The sequence below is a fragment of the Rhodopseudomonas sp. WA056 genome (assembly GCF_010906995.1).
GTDB lineage: Bacteria > Pseudomonadota > Alphaproteobacteria > Rhizobiales > Xanthobacteraceae > Rhodopseudomonas > Rhodopseudomonas palustris_G.
Window position 1 is genome coordinate 1 of record NZ_QPFS01000006.1, and the last position, 17,057, is coordinate 17,057.

The 17,057-nt window shown below is 65.6% G+C and carries 14 protein-coding genes; 7 read left to right on the plus strand and 7 right to left on the minus strand.

Annotated features, from left to right (window positions below; genetic code table 11):
• Window positions 1-46 precede the first annotated feature (46 nt).
• Window positions 47-1,312 (minus strand): O-antigen ligase family protein, encoded by a 1,266-nt coding sequence (locus tag DU475_RS02465; RefSeq protein WP_013504406.1) that lies wholly within the window; start codon window positions 1,310-1,312, stop codon window positions 47-49.
• 204 nt (window positions 1,313-1,516) lie between these two features.
• On the opposite strand from DU475_RS02465, the gene DU475_RS02470 reads away from it, so the two are divergent.
• Window positions 1,517-1,882 carry a tripartite tricarboxylate transporter substrate-binding protein gene (locus DU475_RS02470; RefSeq protein ID WP_349644153.1) on the plus strand — a complete coding sequence of 122 codons (366 nt, stop codon included), beginning with the start codon at window positions 1,517-1,519 and terminating at the stop codon, window positions 1,880-1,882.
• A gap of 74 nt (window positions 1,883-1,956) precedes the next feature.
• A complete protein-coding gene (locus DU475_RS02475) occupies window positions 1,957-2,922 on the plus strand; it encodes a S1C family serine protease (RefSeq protein WP_142883610.1) in 966 nt (321 codons plus the stop codon).
• A 214-nt stretch (window positions 2,923-3,136) separates the two neighbouring features.
• Here the strand turns inward: DU475_RS02475 and DU475_RS02480 are convergent, their stop codons facing one another.
• The 4 genes from DU475_RS02480 to DU475_RS02495 form a co-directional block, all read right to left on the minus strand.
• Window positions 3,137-4,225 (minus strand): BMP family ABC transporter substrate-binding protein, encoded by a 1,089-nt coding sequence (locus DU475_RS02480; protein ID WP_164630480.1) that lies wholly within the window; start codon window positions 4,223-4,225, stop codon window positions 3,137-3,139.
• Between the two features lie 78 nt (window positions 4,226-4,303).
• On the minus strand, window positions 4,304-5,221 hold the full coding sequence (locus DU475_RS02485; protein WP_013504403.1) for an ABC transporter permease: 918 nt from the start codon (window positions 5,219-5,221) through the stop codon (window positions 4,304-4,306).
• Complete coding sequence (locus tag DU475_RS02490; protein WP_164630482.1) at window positions 5,208-6,299, minus strand: ABC transporter permease; 1,092 nt, start codon at window positions 6,297-6,299, stop codon at window positions 5,208-5,210. The genes DU475_RS02485 and DU475_RS02490 overlap by 14 nt, the downstream gene beginning before the upstream one ends.
• Window positions 6,283-7,848: an ABC transporter ATP-binding protein gene (locus tag DU475_RS02495; protein WP_164630484.1), complete on the minus strand. Its 1,566-nt coding sequence runs from the start codon at window positions 7,846-7,848 to the stop codon at window positions 6,283-6,285. Before DU475_RS02495 ends, DU475_RS02490 begins: the two co-directional genes overlap by 17 nt.
• A gap of 159 nt (window positions 7,849-8,007) precedes the next feature.
• Here DU475_RS02495 and DU475_RS02500 point away from each other — a divergent pair, with 159 nt between their 5' ends.
• From DU475_RS02500 to DU475_RS02515, 4 genes are all read left to right on the plus strand, one after another.
• On the plus strand, window positions 8,008-8,292 hold the full coding sequence (locus DU475_RS02500) for a hypothetical protein (RefSeq protein ID WP_142883605.1): 285 nt from the start codon (window positions 8,008-8,010) through the stop codon (window positions 8,290-8,292).
• A gap of 108 nt (window positions 8,293-8,400) precedes the next feature.
• Window positions 8,401-8,889 (plus strand): hypothetical protein, encoded by a 489-nt coding sequence (locus tag DU475_RS02505; protein WP_164630486.1) that lies wholly within the window; start codon window positions 8,401-8,403, stop codon window positions 8,887-8,889.
• A gap of 238 nt (window positions 8,890-9,127) precedes the next feature.
• Window positions 9,128-10,684, plus strand: coding sequence for a Do family serine endopeptidase (locus tag DU475_RS02510; protein ID WP_164630488.1), 1,557 nt, complete (start codon window positions 9,128-9,130; stop codon window positions 10,682-10,684).
• Window positions 10,685-10,891: 207 nt separating this feature from the next.
• On the plus strand, window positions 10,892-12,199 hold the full coding sequence (locus tag DU475_RS02515; protein ID WP_164630490.1) for a DUF2254 domain-containing protein: 1,308 nt from the start codon (window positions 10,892-10,894) through the stop codon (window positions 12,197-12,199).
• A gap of 95 nt (window positions 12,200-12,294) precedes the next feature.
• Here the strand turns inward: DU475_RS02515 and DU475_RS02520 are convergent, their stop codons facing one another.
• Window positions 12,295-14,517 (minus strand): alpha,alpha-trehalose-phosphate synthase (UDP-forming), encoded by a 2,223-nt coding sequence (locus DU475_RS02520; RefSeq protein ID WP_164630491.1) that lies wholly within the window; start codon window positions 14,515-14,517, stop codon window positions 12,295-12,297.
• Window positions 14,518-14,994: 477 nt separating this feature from the next.
• Between DU475_RS02520 and DU475_RS02525 the strand changes: the two genes are divergently transcribed.
• Window positions 14,995-15,405, plus strand: a complete 411-nt coding sequence (locus DU475_RS02525; RefSeq protein WP_164630493.1) for a BA14K family protein — start codon at window positions 14,995-14,997, stop codon at window positions 15,403-15,405.
• Between the two features lie 116 nt (window positions 15,406-15,521).
• Here the strand turns inward: DU475_RS02525 and DU475_RS02530 are convergent, their stop codons facing one another.
• Window positions 15,522-16,904 carry a hypothetical protein gene (locus DU475_RS02530; RefSeq protein ID WP_164630495.1) on the minus strand — a complete coding sequence of 461 codons (1,383 nt, stop codon included), beginning with the start codon at window positions 16,902-16,904 and terminating at the stop codon, window positions 15,522-15,524.
• Window positions 16,905-17,057 lie beyond the last annotated feature (153 nt).

Below are 17,057 nucleotides of genomic sequence, written 5' to 3' on the forward strand. Positions count from 1 at the left end.
GATGTAGGGTTTGTCCATCTGGTGCGTCTGGGCCCTGTGCGGGCGATCAGCCCGTGGTGGATGTGGCCGGACTTGATCCGCCGTCCTTGAATCGAGTGCTGGCGATCGCGAGGCTCCAAGTCAAGCCCAGCAGCAGGAAATAGTGCCGCCAGTGGTCGGTGTCGATGATGAAGCTCTCCAGCAGCGTCACGATCATTGCGGTGGCCACGACGATGGTGACGGGCTGCCACGGTGTGCGCACGAACACGGCGCGCAGACCATAGGCAGCGGTCACGAACACGAGAGCCGGATACAGTGTGCCACTGATCCAGCCGCCCGACATGAAGGCGTTGAGGAACGAGTTGTGAGTGTCCTCCGGAAAGTACCGGCGGAATTGCAGCGGCCCGATTCCGGTCGGGTAGTCCAGCGCCATCTTGGCGCCGAGCAAATGGCGGCCGAAGCGGCCGAACCGGCCGCTGTCGTAGGGCTGCGCCAGGCTGGCGCGCTCTCTGAACAGAGCGTCGATGCGATCGAACGACAGCAGCACCGCGACGGTGGCGCCGAGCACCGCGAGAGCGAGTGCCGCGAGCACGACGATCCGCAGCCGCCGTTGTTGTGTGGGTGCGGTGATGAACATCAGCGCCACGGTCAGCAGCGAGGCGCCGGCCAGCATGCCCCAGGCCGCGCGCGAGAAGGCCAGGAAGATCGCCAGCGAAATGATGCCGAACGCGACACCATTGCGCATCATCGTCCAGAACGGGCCTTCGATCGCCCGCTGCAGGCTGTAGATCGCCGGAAAGATCAGAAACGCGCCGAGCACGTTCGGATCCTTGAAGGTGCCCCGGGCGCGGCCGGCGTATGTCAGCAAATCCTGGCCGCCCGGCAGCAAATTGAAATAGCCGGCGATGCCGGCCAGCGAGGCGATGATGCCGCCGATCAGGTAGCCGTTGGCGATCGCTTCTGCACGTTCGCGGGTGTCTTGCAGGCACACCATCGCGAAGAACACCGCGGTCACCGCCATGTACCACGAGGTCAAAATCCAGTTCAGAATGATGGAGTCGTTCATCAGTCCGACCGCGCCGATGCTGTAGCCCAGTTCGATCCCCAGCAACAGGCCGACCGGCACGATCAGAGCCGGTGCAACGCGCAGTCCGCCGGTGACGGCGAACACCGCAAGCGCCAGCACGATGACGATCTCGTAGGGGCTCGGCTCGATGAACACGATCGCGCCGCTGGCGCCGACCAGCCACAGCAGGCCGAGCTGCAGCGCCTTGAGCTGCGGGGCATCGGTCGAAGGGGCGGCGCGGCGCGGCGCGAAGGCAAAGTCGGTCATCGGTTCAACCTTGCATCGCTCGATTTGGAAGGACTTCGTTAACCTTGCCGGAGGCGCTACCTCGGCGCCGATGGCAGCGCTCCGCGCGGACACGGCCGGCCCTCGGTTGCGAGTATGAAACGGCGGAATTAACGACAACTTATCGCTAATGCCGACAACCGCGCCTTCCTATTCGCCGGCCTTCACCGACATCTCGGCTCGTGCGTGCGATCAGGTGCCGGTCTGGGCTGTCGAAAAATCCAGCAGGATGAAATGTGGAGGATTCGATCGGCAGAAGAGCTTTGTCGGTCCGGCGGCGAGAGCAGCAATGGTGCGCCGCCCGGCACGCCGCAGCCGGTGGTGGATCTGCTCAACCGCGAGATCAACGCGGCACTGGACGAACCGGCGATCAGACAGCGGATCGCCGCTCTCGGCGCGATCGCGCTACAGGGCGACGCCGGGCAGTTCGGCGCCATGCTGGCGGCGGAGACCGAAAGCTGGCGCAGGATCGTCGAGAGCACGAGCGTCCACAAGGAAGGCGGAGCCCGAAGCGACCGGCGCCTCTCTATTGCGCCACCCGCGGCACTGTGACGCCGGCTTGCAAATCGCCGGGCAGGCCCCGATATTTCCGGTCGCACGCGGTGTTGCGCAACAGGAGACGCCGGATGCCTTCGCTCCCCGAATGGAACGTCCCGGCCGCGATCCGGCCACGCTCGGCCGATTTCGGCTTCGATCTTGATCGCGCTCTGTCCGCAGTGCTCGGGCTGCATGCCATCATTCCGGCGGACGCCTACACGGCCGGCACGCTCGGCACCGAGCGCGCCGGCAACGGCGTGCTGATCGACGATGGCTTGGTGCTGACGATCGGCTATCTGATCACTGAAGCCGAAACCGTATGGCTGCATCTCGGAGACGGCCGGGTCGTCGAAGGCCATCCGCTCGGCTTCGATCAGGAAAGCGGCTTTGGCCTGGTCCAGGCGCTCGGCCCGATCGATCTGCCGCCGCTGTCGCTCGGCCGCTCAACGTACGCCAAAGCGGGTGAGCGCGTCATCATCGGCGGCGTCGGCGGTCGCACGCGCTCCGTCGCCGGCCGCATCGCCGCGCGCCAGGAGTTCGCCGGCTATTGGGAATATCTGCTCGACGATGCGATCTTCACCGAGCCGTCGCATCCGAACTGGGGCGGCACCGCGCTGCTGTCCGCGACCGGCGAATTGATCGGCGTCGGCTCGTTGCAGATCGAGCGCAGCGGCTCGGATGAACATTACAATATGAGCGTGCCGATCGATCTGCTACCGCCGGTTCTCGACGACCTGCGCAAGTTCGGCCGGCCCAACAAGCCGGTGCGGCCTTGGCTCGGGCTGTATTCGACCGAGATCGAGGACAAGGTGGTGGTGGTCGGGATTGCGCCGAAGGGGCCGGCGGCGCGCGCCGAGCTGAAGACCGGCGATGTCGTCCTCGCCGTCGCGGGCGACAAGGTCACGAGCGAGGCAGAGTTCTATCGCAAGGTCTGGGCGCTCGGTACCGCTGGCGTCGAGGTGCCGCTGACGCTGTTCAGCGGCGGCGCCACATTCGATGTGGTGCTGCATTCCTCCGATCGCGCCAAGTTGCTCAAGGCACCGCGGCTGCATTGAGCGAGCAGGCCTGCACGTTGGGCAGGCGTTTCAGATGGACAGGCGTGACATCAGTTTCCACCAACGTCATTGCCGGACTTGATCCGGCAATCCATCGTCTCCGCAAAGTCGTAGCAAGCCCGCTTCGCGCGCGATGGATACGCGGGTCAAGCCCGCGTATGACGTCAGTATCGGGGAGAGGCACTGCTCTCCTCTCCCCTGGTGAGGTTCTGAATCACTTCCCCGGAATCTGGTCGTCGATGCCTTTGACGTAGAAGTTCATGCCGCGGATCTGGCCGTCGTCGAGCTGATCGCCGCCTTTGCACTCGACCTCTTTGCCATCCTGATCGACGATCGGGCAGGCGAACGGCTTGATGGTGCCGGCGACGATGCCGGCCTCGGTGTCGGCGGCGAGCCTCTTCAAGTCGTCCGGCATGTTGGTGTAGGGCGCCATCTGGATCATCTTGTCCTTCAGGCCTTCCCAGATATCCTGCGACGCCCAGTTGCCGTCCATCACCGCCTTGACGCGCGACACGTAGTACGGTGTCCAGTTGTTGATGATGGCGGTTAGCTGTGCCTTCGGACCGAACTTGATCATGTCGGAATCCTGCCCGAATGCGTGGATGCCGCGTTCGTTGGCGATCTGCATCGCCGCGGCGCTGTCGGTGTGCTGCATGATCACGTCGGCACCCTGGTCGATCAGCGCTTTGGCCGCGTCGGCTTCCTTGCCGGGATTGAACCAGGAGTTCACCCAGACGATCTTGATCTTGATGTTCGGATTGATCTTTTGCGCCGCCAGCATGGTCGCATTGATGCCGGAGATCACTTCGGGCACCGGAAACGAGCCGATATAGCCGAGCACGCCCTTCTTCGAGACCTTCGCGGCGATCATGCCCTGGATGATGCGGCCTTCGTAGAACCGGCCCGCATAGGTCGACACGTTGGGTTCGCGCTTGTAGCCGGTGGCGTGCTCGAACTTCACGTCCGGATATTTCTTGGCGACCTTGATCACCGAATCCATATAGCCGAACGAGGTGGCGAAGATCAGCTTGTTGCCGGCGCGGGCGAGCTGCTCGATCGAGCGTTCGCCGTCCGGGCCTTCGCCGACCTTTTCCAGGACGGTGGTTTCGACACGATCGCCGAATTCCTTGATGATCGCCTGGCGCGCCTGATCATGCTGATACGACCAGCCGAAGTCGCCGACCGGGCCGACATAGACGAAGCCGATCTTCAGCTTGTCCGGTTTGCTCTGGGCCGCCGCAGCCGTCAGCCCCATGCTGCTCGCCGTCAGCACCAGCGCCGCCGCCATGATCGCCTTGTTCATCCGATTCTCCGCTTCATCGTTCGGGGATCGTCTTATGAGAGCCCCGCGCCCCCGTCGCGCGGCCCTCGGATCTCGTCTCTAGCGCTCCGGCACGAATACGGTTCCGAGCGCCGCGGGCGCCACCGACCCGCCACGGCGGACGCGCGAGATCAGCACCAACACCAGCACCGTGGCAAGATAGGGCAGCGCCGACATTAGTTGCGACGGAACGCCAAGACCGAACGCCTGGGCGTGCAATTGCAGGATCGACACCGCGCCGAACAACGCCGCTCCGGCAACCAGCCGGCCGGGCCGCCACGAGGCGAACACCACCAGGGCCAGCGCGATCCAGCCGCGGCCGGCGGTCATGCCGGGGGCGTAGAACGGCGTATAGGCGAGCGTCAGATAGGCGCCTGCGAGCCCCGCGCAGCCGCCGCCGAACAGCACCGCCAGCGTCCGGATCGCCGCGACATTGTAGCCCAGTGCATGCGCCGAGGCCGGATCGTCGCCGACCGCGCGCAGGATCAGTCCTGTTCGGGTGCGGGTCAGCACGTAGGCAATGGCCGCGATCAGCCCGATCGCCAGATACACAAGCGTATCCTGGCCGAACAGCAGCTTGCCGATCAGCGGGATGTCGGTGAGCCACGGCAGCGACAGATGCGGTGCGGCGGTGATGTTCTCGCCGACGAACGGCGCACCGATCAGGCCGGCGAGACCGGTGCCGAGGATCGTCAGTGCCAGGCCGGCGGCCACCTGATTGATCGCGAGCCCGATCGCCGCTGCTGCGAACAGCGCTGCAAGTGCGATGCCGGCCACGATGCCGCACAGCGCGCCGATCGCGGTCGAGCCGGTCGTCCAGGCGCCGGCGAAGCCGCATACCGCCCCGATCAGCATCATGCCTTCGACGCCGAGATTGAGCACGCCGGCGCGCTCGGCGACCAGCTCGCCGCTCGCCGCCAGCAGCAGCGGCGTCGAGGCGGTGACGATCGACAGCAGGATCGCTTCAACGAGGTCCATGCAACGCCTTTCCTTGCGGGCCGCGCCAGCGGACGCGGTACAGGATCAACGAGTCGCAGGCGAGCACGTAGAACAGCAGGATTCCCTGGATCACACCGGTCATATCCTGCGGCAGTTTCAGCGCGATCTGCGCCTGCTCGCCGCCGATGAAGGTCAGCGCCAGGAACAGCCCGCTGGCGAGGATGCCGAGCGGATTGAGCCGGCCGAGAAACGCCACGATGATCGCGGTGAAGCCATAGCCCGGCGAGATGTCCGGCTGCAGATGTCCGATCGGGCCGGCGACCTCGATGATACCGGCGAGGCCGGCCAGTGCGCCTGAAATCGCGAAAGTCGTCAGCACCAGGCGGTCGGAATCGAAGCCGGCGAACCGCGCCGCGCGCGGCGCAGTGCCGACCACGCGGATCTCGAAGCCCTTCAGCGTGCGGCCGAGCAGCACCGCTGCGGCGGCGACCGCGATCAGCATCAGGATCAGGCCGGCGTGGACGCGGCTGCCGCCGATCAGCAGCGGCAGCGTCGCGGCGGGATCGAACTCGGCGGTGGTTGGAAAGTTGAAGCCGGCGGGGTCGCGCCACGGCCCACGCACCAGATAATCGAGCAGCAGGCCGGCGACATAGACCAGCATCAGGCTGATCAGGATCTCCGACGCGCCAAACCCCACCTTGCACAGCGCCGGGATCAGGGCGTAGCCGGCACCGGCGAGCGCCCCCGCCAGCAGCATCGCCGGCAGCAGCCAGGGCCCGGGATTAGTCCCGTGCGTCACCACCGCCAGGCCGCTACCGGCGATCGCGCCGATCAGCAATTGGCCTTCGGCGCCGATGTTCCAGGCGTTGGCGCGATAGCAGAGTGCCAGCCCGACCGCGATCATCACCAGCGGCGAGGCCTTCACCGCGATCTCCTGCAGCGAATAGCCATCGGTGAGCGGCGTGATGAAATACACGGCCAGCGCGGTGGCCGGATTTTTGCCGAGCGCGGCGAACACGATCGTCAGGGTCAGCAGCGTCAGCGTGATCGCCAGAAGCGGCGAGGCGAGGGCGATCGCCACCGATCGTTCTCTGCGCCTCTCAAGCACCAGCGACATCGCGCACCTCCGTCGGCCAGCCGCTGCCGCCCATCAAAAGCCCGAGCTGATCGCGGCCGACCTCGCCGACGGGACGCGGCGGCGACAGCCGGCCGTGAAACATCACCGCGATGCGATCGGCGATCTCGATCAGTTCGTCCAGATCCTGACTGATCACCAGCACTGCCGCCCCGCGGGCTGCGAGATCGAGCAGTGCCTGGCGGATCGCACTGGCCGCGCCGGCATCCAGACCCCAGCTCGGCTGATCGACGACTAACAGGCGCGGTTCCCGCAGGATCTCGCGCCCGACGATGAATTTTTGCAGATTGCCGCCGGAGAGCCGCGCCGCTTCCGGATCGCGGCTGGCTTTGCGCACGTCGAAGGTCTCGCTGACCCGATCGACCAGCGCCAGCGCAGCGCCGCGGTCGACCAGGCCGAACCGCACCAGTCCCCCGTTTGCATGCCCGGTCAGCAGCGCGTTGTCGGACAGGCTCATCGTTGGCACGGTGGCATGGCCGAGCCGTTGTTCCGGCACGAAGGCGGCGCCGAGCCGGCGCCGCTGGTTGATCGAGAGGCTGCCGGCGGCCTCGCCGACAATCTTGATCGCATCCGATTGCGCGATTCTCGTCTCGCCGGACAGCGCCGCGAACAGCTCGTCCTGACCATTGCCGGCAACTCCTGCGATGCCGACGATCTCACCGCCACGGACTTCGAGGGAGAGGTCGCGCAGCGTCACGCCGTGCGGATCGTCGGGGCGCAGCGCAAGACCTTTGACGCTCAGCAACGGGCCGCCGATCGGATGGCTGGATTGTTTCGGCGCCGTCACGTCGCCGCCGACCATCATCCGGGCCATCGAGGCGGCGCTTTCCTGGCGTGGGTCGCAGCTTCCGACGACGCGGCCGGCGCGCAGGATGGTGGCGATGCCGGCAAGCCGCTTCACCTCGTCGAGCTTGTGCGAGATGTACAGCAGCGCGCGGCCACCCGCCTTCAGCCGTTCCAGCACATCGAACAGCCTGTCGGTCTCGGCCGGCGTCAGCACGGCGGTGGGCTCGTCGAGGATCAGAAGTTGCGGGTCCTGCAGCAACGCGCGGACGATTTCGATCCGCTGTCGTTCGCCGACCGACAATCGCCATACCTCGCGCTTGGGATCGAGCGGCAGGCCGTAGCGTTCGGCGATCTGCTCCAGTTCCGCCGCCAGCCTGCCGATCGAGGTGCTGCGATCGAGCCCGAGGGCCACGTTTTCGACGACGGTGAGATTGTCGAACAGGGCGAAGTGCTGCGACACCGCGGCGATGCCGCAAGTCCGCGCCTCCGCCGGGCCTGTGAACGCGATCGGCGTCCCGCGCCAAATCATCCGGCCGTCGTCCGGCTGCAGCAGCCCGGTGATCAGCTTGACCAGCGTCGATTTGCCGGCGCCGTTCTCGCCGAGCAAAGCGTGAACCTCGCCGCTGGCGATGTCGAGATCGATCGCCTGATTGGCGACAAAGCTGCCGAATCGCTTGGTCAGCCCGCGGCCCTGAAACAACGGCACTGGCGAATTGCGCTGGGCAGGATCAGAACAGGAGGCCATTCACCATCACATCGGCGGCAGGGTAATTCCGTAAGGTTCACCACACGGCAGGGGGACGCCCGCGCGCAGACAATGTAGTGGAAATCCGCGGCCGCGGCGATCCGTCATCCGTTCGTCGACTCCACGGCGTAGGCCGTCCTCTGTACCCTGGGAACCGTCATGGCCGTCCGTTTGATCATCGCCTGGGTTGTGCTTGCCGCCGCGATCGGGTGGGGTGCTTGGTTCGTTGCGCGCGGCTCGCGTCAGGCGCTGTGGTTCAGGGTCGCGGCTGCCGCGGTCGTCCTGATTGGATGTGCAGCGTCATTCTGGATGTACGGCGATCATCTCGATAAGACGCTTGGGGCGGTGATCGGCTATTTTCTGTTGTGGGGTTCGGTTTTCGTGCTGTCCGGAGCCTGCGCCGGCGTGGTCGTCGGTACGCTGATCGCGCTGCTCCTCGGATAGGAATGCGGCCGGCAGGCCGATGAAACCGATTGCGGCCACGATCGTTGTGCCAGACCCGCGCGGCGGGGCTCTGCGCCGCATGCTGTCGTTCGCCCTCGGAGGCCCGCCATGACCGTTCGTTTCGCCGCTCCAATTGTCGCTGCCGGTTTCGCCGGTGCGCTGCTGTTCGCTCCGACCGCTGGCGTCGCCGCGGGCGTGTTCGACGGTCTGGCGGGCTACTGGGCCGGCTCGGGACGGGTGCAGATGTCGGATGGCTCGGCCGAACGGATCCGCTGCCGTGCATCCTATGCGGTGGGCGGCGGTGGAAGGCTGATGCAGCAGAAGCTGACCTGTGCCAGCGCCAGCTACAAGTTCGATATCGCCAGCAATGTGGAAGAGACCGGCGGTCGCCTGTCCGGCACCTGGAGCGAGGCGACCCGCAACGTCACCGGCAACGTGTCGGGCACGGCGCGTGGGGGCAGCATCTCGGCGCAGGTCGGCGGACCGGGCTTCAACGCGTCGCTGTCGGTGGCGACCCGCGGAGCGTCGCAGTCGGTGACGATCGTGCCGCAAGGCAATGACGTCCGGCAGATCACGGTGTCGATGAAGCGGCGCTGAGCGTGCCGAAGTCGGCGGGTGCCGCGGCGCGCGCCATCGCTCACTCGTCGCCATGCCTTACGAGTCCGTAAGTAATCGGCTTGCTGCAGACGCTGCGCCGCGCTGATCGACGTCGTCCCTCGCGCGCGCGTGATAGCAGCTTGCCGAACGTTAATTTTCGGAACAGCTCGCCGTAAGGTCGCTCTCCTATATTCGGTCGCATCATTCACGCTCAGATCGACCAGATGGAGACCATGTCATGGAAGGCGACCACTTCGACCACGTATCAGTTCAAACCGAAGCTCATATCCGCAAAGTGTTGAGGCCGCGGCGTCTCTCGCTGCTGGCTTCCGCTGCCGGCTTGAGCATGGTGGTGGCGCTCGGCGGCGCCGGATTTCTCAGCCGCGAGATGCCGTCATTGACTTCGCCGGCCTTCGCTGCCGAGGGTGGCAAGCCGGCGCCGGCCGGCTTTGCCGATCTGGTCGCCAAGGTGAAGCCCGCGGTGATTTCGGTCCGGGTCAAGATCGACGAGGATCGCCAGGTTACGCCGCTGGTGCGCGACGATGGTGACGGCGATCAGATGCGCCTGCCGCGCGGCTTCCAGCAGTTCGAGCGTCAATTCGGTTTCCGTGGCCCCGAAGGCATGCCGAAGGGGCATCAGACGATCACCGGCGAAGGTTCCGGCTTCTTCATCACCGCCGACGGTTACGCGGTGACCAACAATCATGTGGTCGATCAAGCCAAGTCGGTGCAGGTGACCACCGACGACGGCACCATCTACACCGCCAAGGTCGTCGGTATCGACCCCAAGACCGATCTGGCGTTGATAAAGGTCGACGGCAAGAGCGATTTCCCGCACGTCAATTTCGCCGATTCCCCGGCGCGGGTCGGCGATTGGGTGATCGCGGTCGGCAATCCGTTCGGCCTCGGCGGCACGGTGACGGCCGGCATCGTTTCGGCGCGTGGTCGTGACATCGGCTCGGGCCCGTACGACGACTACGTGCAGATCGATGCGCCGATCAACAAGGGCAATTCCGGCGGTCCGGCGTTCGATACCAACGGCAATGTGATCGGCGTCAACACCGCAATCTACTCCCCGTCCGGCGGTTCGGTCGGCATCGGCTTCGACATCCCGGCGGCGACGGCGAAACTCGTAATATCTCAGCTCAAGGACAGGGGCTATGTCAGCCGCGGCTGGCTCGGCGTGCAGGTGCAGCCGGTGACGGCCGAGATCGCCGACAGCCTCGGCATGAAGCAGGCCCGCGGCGCACTGGTCGATAGTCCGCAGGATGGCAGCCCGGCCGCGAAGGCCGGCATCAAGGCCGGCGATGTGATCACCGCGGTCGATGGCAAGGAGGTCAAGGATTCGCGCGCGCTTGCCCGCACTATCAGCACGCTCACGCCCGGCTCCTCGGTGAAGCTCGACGTGCTGCACAACGGGCAGTCCAAGACCATCGATCTGACGCTCGCCGAAATGCCCGGTGATCATCAGAAGGTCGCGGACAACGGCGGCGCCGAGCGCGACCCCGGACGACCATATCTCGGCCTGCGCGTAGTGCCGGCCGGCGAGGTCGACGGTGCCGGCAAGGTCGGGGTGGTCGTCACCGGCGTCGATCCCGAAGGCCCGGCCGCCGACAAGGGCCTGCGCACCGGCGACGTGATCCTCGATGTCGGCGGCAAGACGGTCGCCAACACCGGCGATGTTCGGAACGCGCTGGTTGCGGCCAGTAAGGACGGTAAGAAGACCGTGCTGATGCGGGTGAAGACCGCGGACTCGGCGGCGCGCTTCGTTGCGGTGCCGATCGCCAAGGGATGAGCGACCCATCCCTGACCTGTTGGATGAGGGGGGCTCCGCGCCGCCCTCATTCGTTTGCCCCTCGCTGCGAGCCGCCGAGATTTCATCCTACCGTCGTGGGCTAGCCGCTTCTGTTCCGCGACGGGAACCCTTGCGGAGGTCTCGACTTATGACTCGTAACCCGCCTTCGTCTCGCCGGCCCCTGCGGCGACCCAGCGAGGAATTGGATTGAGCGCGCGCCTTCGAAAATTGATCGACGATCTCGCCGAATCGTTCTGGCTTCTCCCGGCGCTGCTGGTGGCGTTCGGCGTGATCTCGGCCTGGGCATTGGTCGGGGTCGATCGCGATGGCATCGTCCCCGATTGGGCGGAGGGGTGGCTATACAACGGCGGCGCCACCGGGGCGCGAACCCTGCTCGGCGCGGTCGCCTCCTCCACCATCAGTGTGGCCGGCACGGTGTTCTCGATCACCATCGCGGCGCTCTCGCTGGCGGCAGGCCAGATGGGACCGAGGCTGCTACGCAACTTCACCCGCGACCGCGGCAATCAGGTCACGCTCGGGATTTTTCTTGGGACCTTCTGCTATGCGCTGGTGGTGCTGCGCAGTGTCCGAATGCCGGACGAGGGCGCCTTCATTCCGCACCTCGCGGTCAGCGTCGGCATCGCGCTCGCCTTCGTCTGCGTCGCGACACTGGTGTACTTCGTCGGCCATATGTCGGGCCGGATCAATGTCGATACGGTAATCGGCCTGGTCAGCGAGGATGTCCACAACGTGATGCGGACGCTCGCCACCGACGACCGCCAGCCTGCTCCGCCGCCGCCCGCGTTCTGGCACGGCGCGGAGCCGGTCGAGGACGAGCGTCGTGGCTACTTGCAGCAGCTCGACGAGGACGGGCTGGCGGAATGGGCCTGCAAACACCACACCGCGATCAGGATGTTGGTACGGCCGGGAGACTACGTGTTTCCCGGTGCGCCGATCGCGATGATCAAGCCGTTGCGGGACGGGGCGACCGAAGCGATCCGCAACGCGACCGCGCTGAGCCCGCAGCACACCAGCTCGACCGATTTGCTGTTCGCAGTCCGCCGACTGGTCGAGGTCGGCGTACGCGCGCTGTCGCCCGGCATCAACGATCCGCACACCGCGATCAGCGTACTCGATCGGCTCGGTTCGGCGCTGTGCGAGATGAAGCCGCTTCGGCTGCAGACCGGTGTTTCGATCAGGGACGACCATACTGTGCTCGTCGTGCCCCACGTCTGCTACGACGAACTGGTCGACGCGATGTTTCACATGATCCGCCAGAACGCAGCCGGCAAGCCGTCGATTCTGATCCGGATGATCGAGGTGATGACCTCGGTGGTGAGTTGCGAGCGGGATCCGGATCGGATGGAGGCAGTGCGCAAGCACGCCGATCTGGTGATGCGCGACGCCGAACGCGATGTCGGCTCGCCCAGCGACCTCAGCGACATTCGCGCCCGGCATCGCGCCTTCGTCGACATGATTGCGGAGGGGCCCGCCGGCCGCCTCGAAATGGCTTAGTCCGTTGCCGAAGAGGTGGAAACCGGTTCGCGTGACGAAGACGCGTCAAAGCAAACAACCAGAGCTGCTGTCCTGATTCAATCAGAACCCGAGCCCTAGCGTGCGCCACCTGCGAGGTCGAGAATTCGTTGCCGGCGCCGGCTCGCGGCAGCGTCGATCAGCATCCGCGCCGCCCAGCGATACACGTTCCACTCTCGGATCTGCTGCCGCATCGCCCGCATCCGCTCCTGCTGCTCGCGGTCCGGCATCCGCAGCGCGGTATCGAGCGCGGTAGCCATCTCGTGAAGATGGTACGGATTGACGATCAGCGCCGCGGCCAGCTCGCGGGAAGCGCCGGTGAAGCTCGACAGCACCAGCACGCCGCGCTCGTCGTCGCGCGCCGCGGCGAATTCCTTGGCGACCAAATTCATGCCGTCGTGCAGGCTGGAGACGACGCAGCAGTCGGCGGCGCGGAACAGCTTGAACACTTCGGCCGCGCCGTGGTGGCGGATCAGCAGCCGGATCGGCGTGTAATCTGCCGCGCCGTGGCGCGCATTGATTTCTTCGGCGAGCGCTACGGCGTCGTCTTGCAGCGACGAGTAGCTGGACAGTTTGCTGCGGGTCGGCGCCGCCACCTGCACGAACACCAGTCGGCCCTTCCAGTTCGGCTGCCTGGTCAACAGATCGTCGACGGCACGCATCCGGTCCAGAATGCCTTTGGTGTAGTCGAACCGCTCGATGCCGACGGCGATCCGGGTCTCGGGTGCAAGGCCGAGTGCCTCGCGCACCTCGGCGCGGCAGACCTCGACCGGCGGCTGGCCTTCGAGCGCCGCCGGCGGCCACTCGATCGAAATCGGATAGGCGCGCACCATGGTCTCGTGGCCGCCGAGCGTCACCGTGGCGTGCTCGCGATCGATCCGGCTCTCGATGAAGCGGTCGACGGTCTCGAAGAAGTTGTTGCAGTGGAATTGGGTGTGGAAGCCGAGGATGGTCGAGCCGAGCATGCCGTCGATGATCTCTTCCTTCCACGGACAGATGCTGAAGGTCTCGGCGTTCGGCCACGGGATGTGCCAGAAGGTGATGATCGTCGCCTTCGGCAATTTGTTGCGGATCATCCGCGGCGCCAGCGCGAAATGATAGTCCTGCACCAAAACGATCGGGTTGTCGGTCCTGGCTTCCTGAACCACGGCATCGGCGAAACGCTCGTTGATCGCCTGATACAGGCGCCAGTCGTTCTCGCGGAAAGTGGGGCGCACGAAGGCGATGTGGCACAGCGGCCAGAGTCCTTCGTTGGCGAAGCCGTAATAGAATCCCTCCTGCTCCTCGTCGGTGATCCAGATTCGCCGCAGGCTGTAGGCGGGGCGATCCGGCGGAACCTCGATTCGGTCGTGGCGATCGACCGTCTCGCGATCGGCGCTGCCGCTGCCGTGCGCGATCCAGGTGCCGCCGCAGGCACGGATCACCGGCTCCAGCGCGGAGACGAGACCGCTCGCCGGCACCTGGACCGACACCACGTCGCCGTCGCGATTGTGGATGTAAGGCTCGCGATTGGAGACGATCAGCACCTCCGCTTCGGGCAGCGAGTCGCGTAGCAATTGCTGCAACGTCGTGGGCGACCATTCGATCTGCGTGGCATTGATCGCGCTGCGGCCGATCTCGACATCGCTGAGCAGCTTCTTGATCTGCAGATCGATCGCACTGTGGTCGCGCGCCGCGGCGAGCGAACTGGTTCCGGTGCGGACGTCGTCGACGGCGCGACGCAGTGATTCCATCCAGCCGCGCAGCGTCATGAAGACGAAAACCATCGCGCCGCCTGCGATCGCGACGGCGACGCCGAGCAGTGCGGCGATGATCAACGCGCGCGCTTCGCCCGAGCGTTTGTCGATGAAGCTCAGATCGTGCAGGATGACGAGATAGGACTTCGCGCTGCCGTGCGTGATCGGAAACGCGCCGACCATGATGCGGTGGCTGTCGATCGCGATCGTCGAAAAACTCTCGGCGTCCGAGCGCGCAACCTTCTCGCAGGAGAACGCCGCCGGCATCATTTTGGTCGGCGAGATCAGCCGGTCCTGAGGTCCACACAGGCCAACCGCGAGAATGCGTTGATCGAGCGCGATGGCGCTGAACAGCAGCGAGAGTTGAACGTCGTCGTTCTCGACCATTGCGGAGATCACTTGGGTCTGTACGGCGTGGTACACAAGCCGTGACCGTGCTTCGACATCGTTACGAGACCACTGCTCGATCAGGCGCTTCGAGAACGGTGCGATCGCCAGCCCGAGCACCACGGTCACGGCGATTCCGAGGCCGAGATATTTCAGAGCGGTCTTGGTGCGCTGCATCTGCGGCCGATCTCCTGTCGCGGTTCGCAGGCTGTCTACACCACGGGGCGCCGGGCGTCAGGCCCGTTTCTGCACCGCGCTGGAAGCGCTGGCTCGCATCGCAATCGCTGTAAGCCCGAACGAGATGGATCGATCGGTCGTGTGCTGCCGAAGCACGGCAGCGCCGCAACGCTCTCCAGCAAGATCAGCTACTCGCCGAGTCGCGTCGCGTGTGTACTTCGATGAAGCTCATCTCGGTCTCGACCGGACGGAGGCAGCCGCTCAGCCGCTCGAACGACGCGTGCGGTCGCGTCGATTATTGGAGGTCTCCCTCCATCTATTTGTGGAACCGAGTTGTGTGCGGTCGCAGACGGAGCCACTGGGTCGCACCCGGATGACGGAACGGTCGCTGGTATCGGCCGTTGTCGCCGCACATCGTCTGCCGGCGCCGACCTGTCGCAGACGTCTCGATCGCTCGAAAGCCAGGGAGAATTATTGATGAAGATCTCGCATTTGCTACCCGCAGCCGCGCTGGTGATCGGTTCACTGGCAGTTGCGTCCGCCCCGGCGGCTGCTGCGCCGACGATGGCCGGTGCGGCCGCGCATCAGGCGCCCGCGGCCGCTCAGCAGGTGCAGTGGCGCCACCACGGTCCTCGTCACGGCTGGCATGGCCACCATCGCGGCGGACGCCACGGTGGTTACTACCACCGGCACCACGGCGGCTACGGCTGGGGCCCGGCAATCGGCGGGTTGGCAGCGGGCGCCATCATCGGTGGTGCGATCGCCAACAGTCAGGCCCAGGCACGCGGAGCGGATGCCCACGCCTACTGCTCGCAGCGTTTCCGGTCCTATGACCCCGCGTCGGGTACCTATCTCGGCTATGACGGTCGCCGGCATGCCTGCCCGTAACGGGTAGGTTTCTCGGAGCGTCTTGGAAGTCGAGTTCGGGTTCGAACCGGAATTGATCTAGCTGAGTGCGAACAGCCGCCCGGGCAATTGTCCGCGCGGCTGTTTGCGTCCGAATCTTATTCGGCGCCGTCGTCGGCCGGGCTGCGGTCGGCGAGGAAGTGTTTCACCGCGGCGATCATCACCACGAAGGTGGCAGTCCAGACGATCCGCGAGCCGTAGCGGTCGTGCGGGCCGGAGATGATGCCGCAGATCAGGGCGTTGCCGAACAGCGCCAGGGCCACGGTGCCGGCAAGCAGCGTCACGTCGTCGAGCCGGCGCTGCCATGCGGCGTGGCCGAGGAGCCCCAGCAACAGCAGCATCGAGCCCAGCGCGACCGGCACGTGCACCCAATTGACTGCGTTGAAATTGATATCCCAATGCTGCTGCTTTGCAGCACGCATGGCGGGCGCCTGATCGGGCATGTAGCGTTCGATGATGCCGTAGGTGTGCGGCAGCCAGCCGTTGGTGCCTTCGCCGGTGGCGACGTGCACGAGCTGGTCCCAGGTCGCCTTGGCGGCAGCCTTGAACTGCATCCACGGGTATGTCGTCAATGCCTGACGCGAGATGAACTCCATCTCGCCGCTCATTCCCTCGAAACGGCCGAGCTTGTCGAACATATTGTTGCCGCCCCAAAGAAAATCGTCGCCCGTTGGCGGCAATTCGTCCTTGTAGGGGCACAGCTTGAGCTGTTGCCGCGGGCAGTGGTCGTCGAGATAGCGTTTGACGATACCATCCTGCAGCATCCGACCGAACGCCACGCCGGAGCCGCCCGGCGTCCAGGTCAGCTTTCCGGACAGCGCATAGTTGCAGCCGAGCACCAGCAGCGCGCCGACCACCAGCGCCGAGCTGGCCTGGGTCAGACCGGCCGCGCTGATCCGGCCGCGCAACCAGGGCAGCAGCACCCAGCCGGCGGCGCACACGCCGGCGAGCACGATCATGGTGGCGCTGTGGGTCGAGGCCGCGAACGCTGTGAAAAGGAAAAGCAGGATCTTTTCGAGCGTCGTGATCCGGTCGCGATAGGCGATCAGCAGGAACAGCGACAGCAACGACAGCCCGGCAAAGATATCGGTCAGCAGCATGCTGGTGATCCACGGCAGCGCCGTGGTGGCGATCAGGCCGACCCCGATCGCGGCGAGCCGAAACGGCCCGGTGATGCCGAACACCCGCAGGGTCAGTTGGATGATCCACAGCGAGACGATCGCCTGGAAGGCGAGGTTGAGCCAGAATTGGGTCTGCTCGCCGAGATGAAGATAAATACCGTAGGAGGTCGACCGGTTGATAACCAGATAGCCCTCGTACCACCGGGCGAGGTAACCGCCGGTGTCGTATTGCAGTAGCGGGTAGCCGTTCCAGATGGCGGGAGCCAACAGCAGGAGCGGCAGCACGAACAGCGCGAGCCGTGCCGCATGGCCCCGGCGCAGTTGCGCGGTGAGAACTTTATTAGGAATGGACGTTTCCATCTCGACCGCTCTTGTCAGCGCTGCGCACCGTGCGACGTGGGCTACGGCTCCAATCGTGCCTCCCACAGCGTCCGCGGCGGCCCGCACCATAGTGATTTCCGTAGGCTTCACAAGCGCTTCGGGGGATCGTACGGGGTCGCCGGTCGGCGCAGA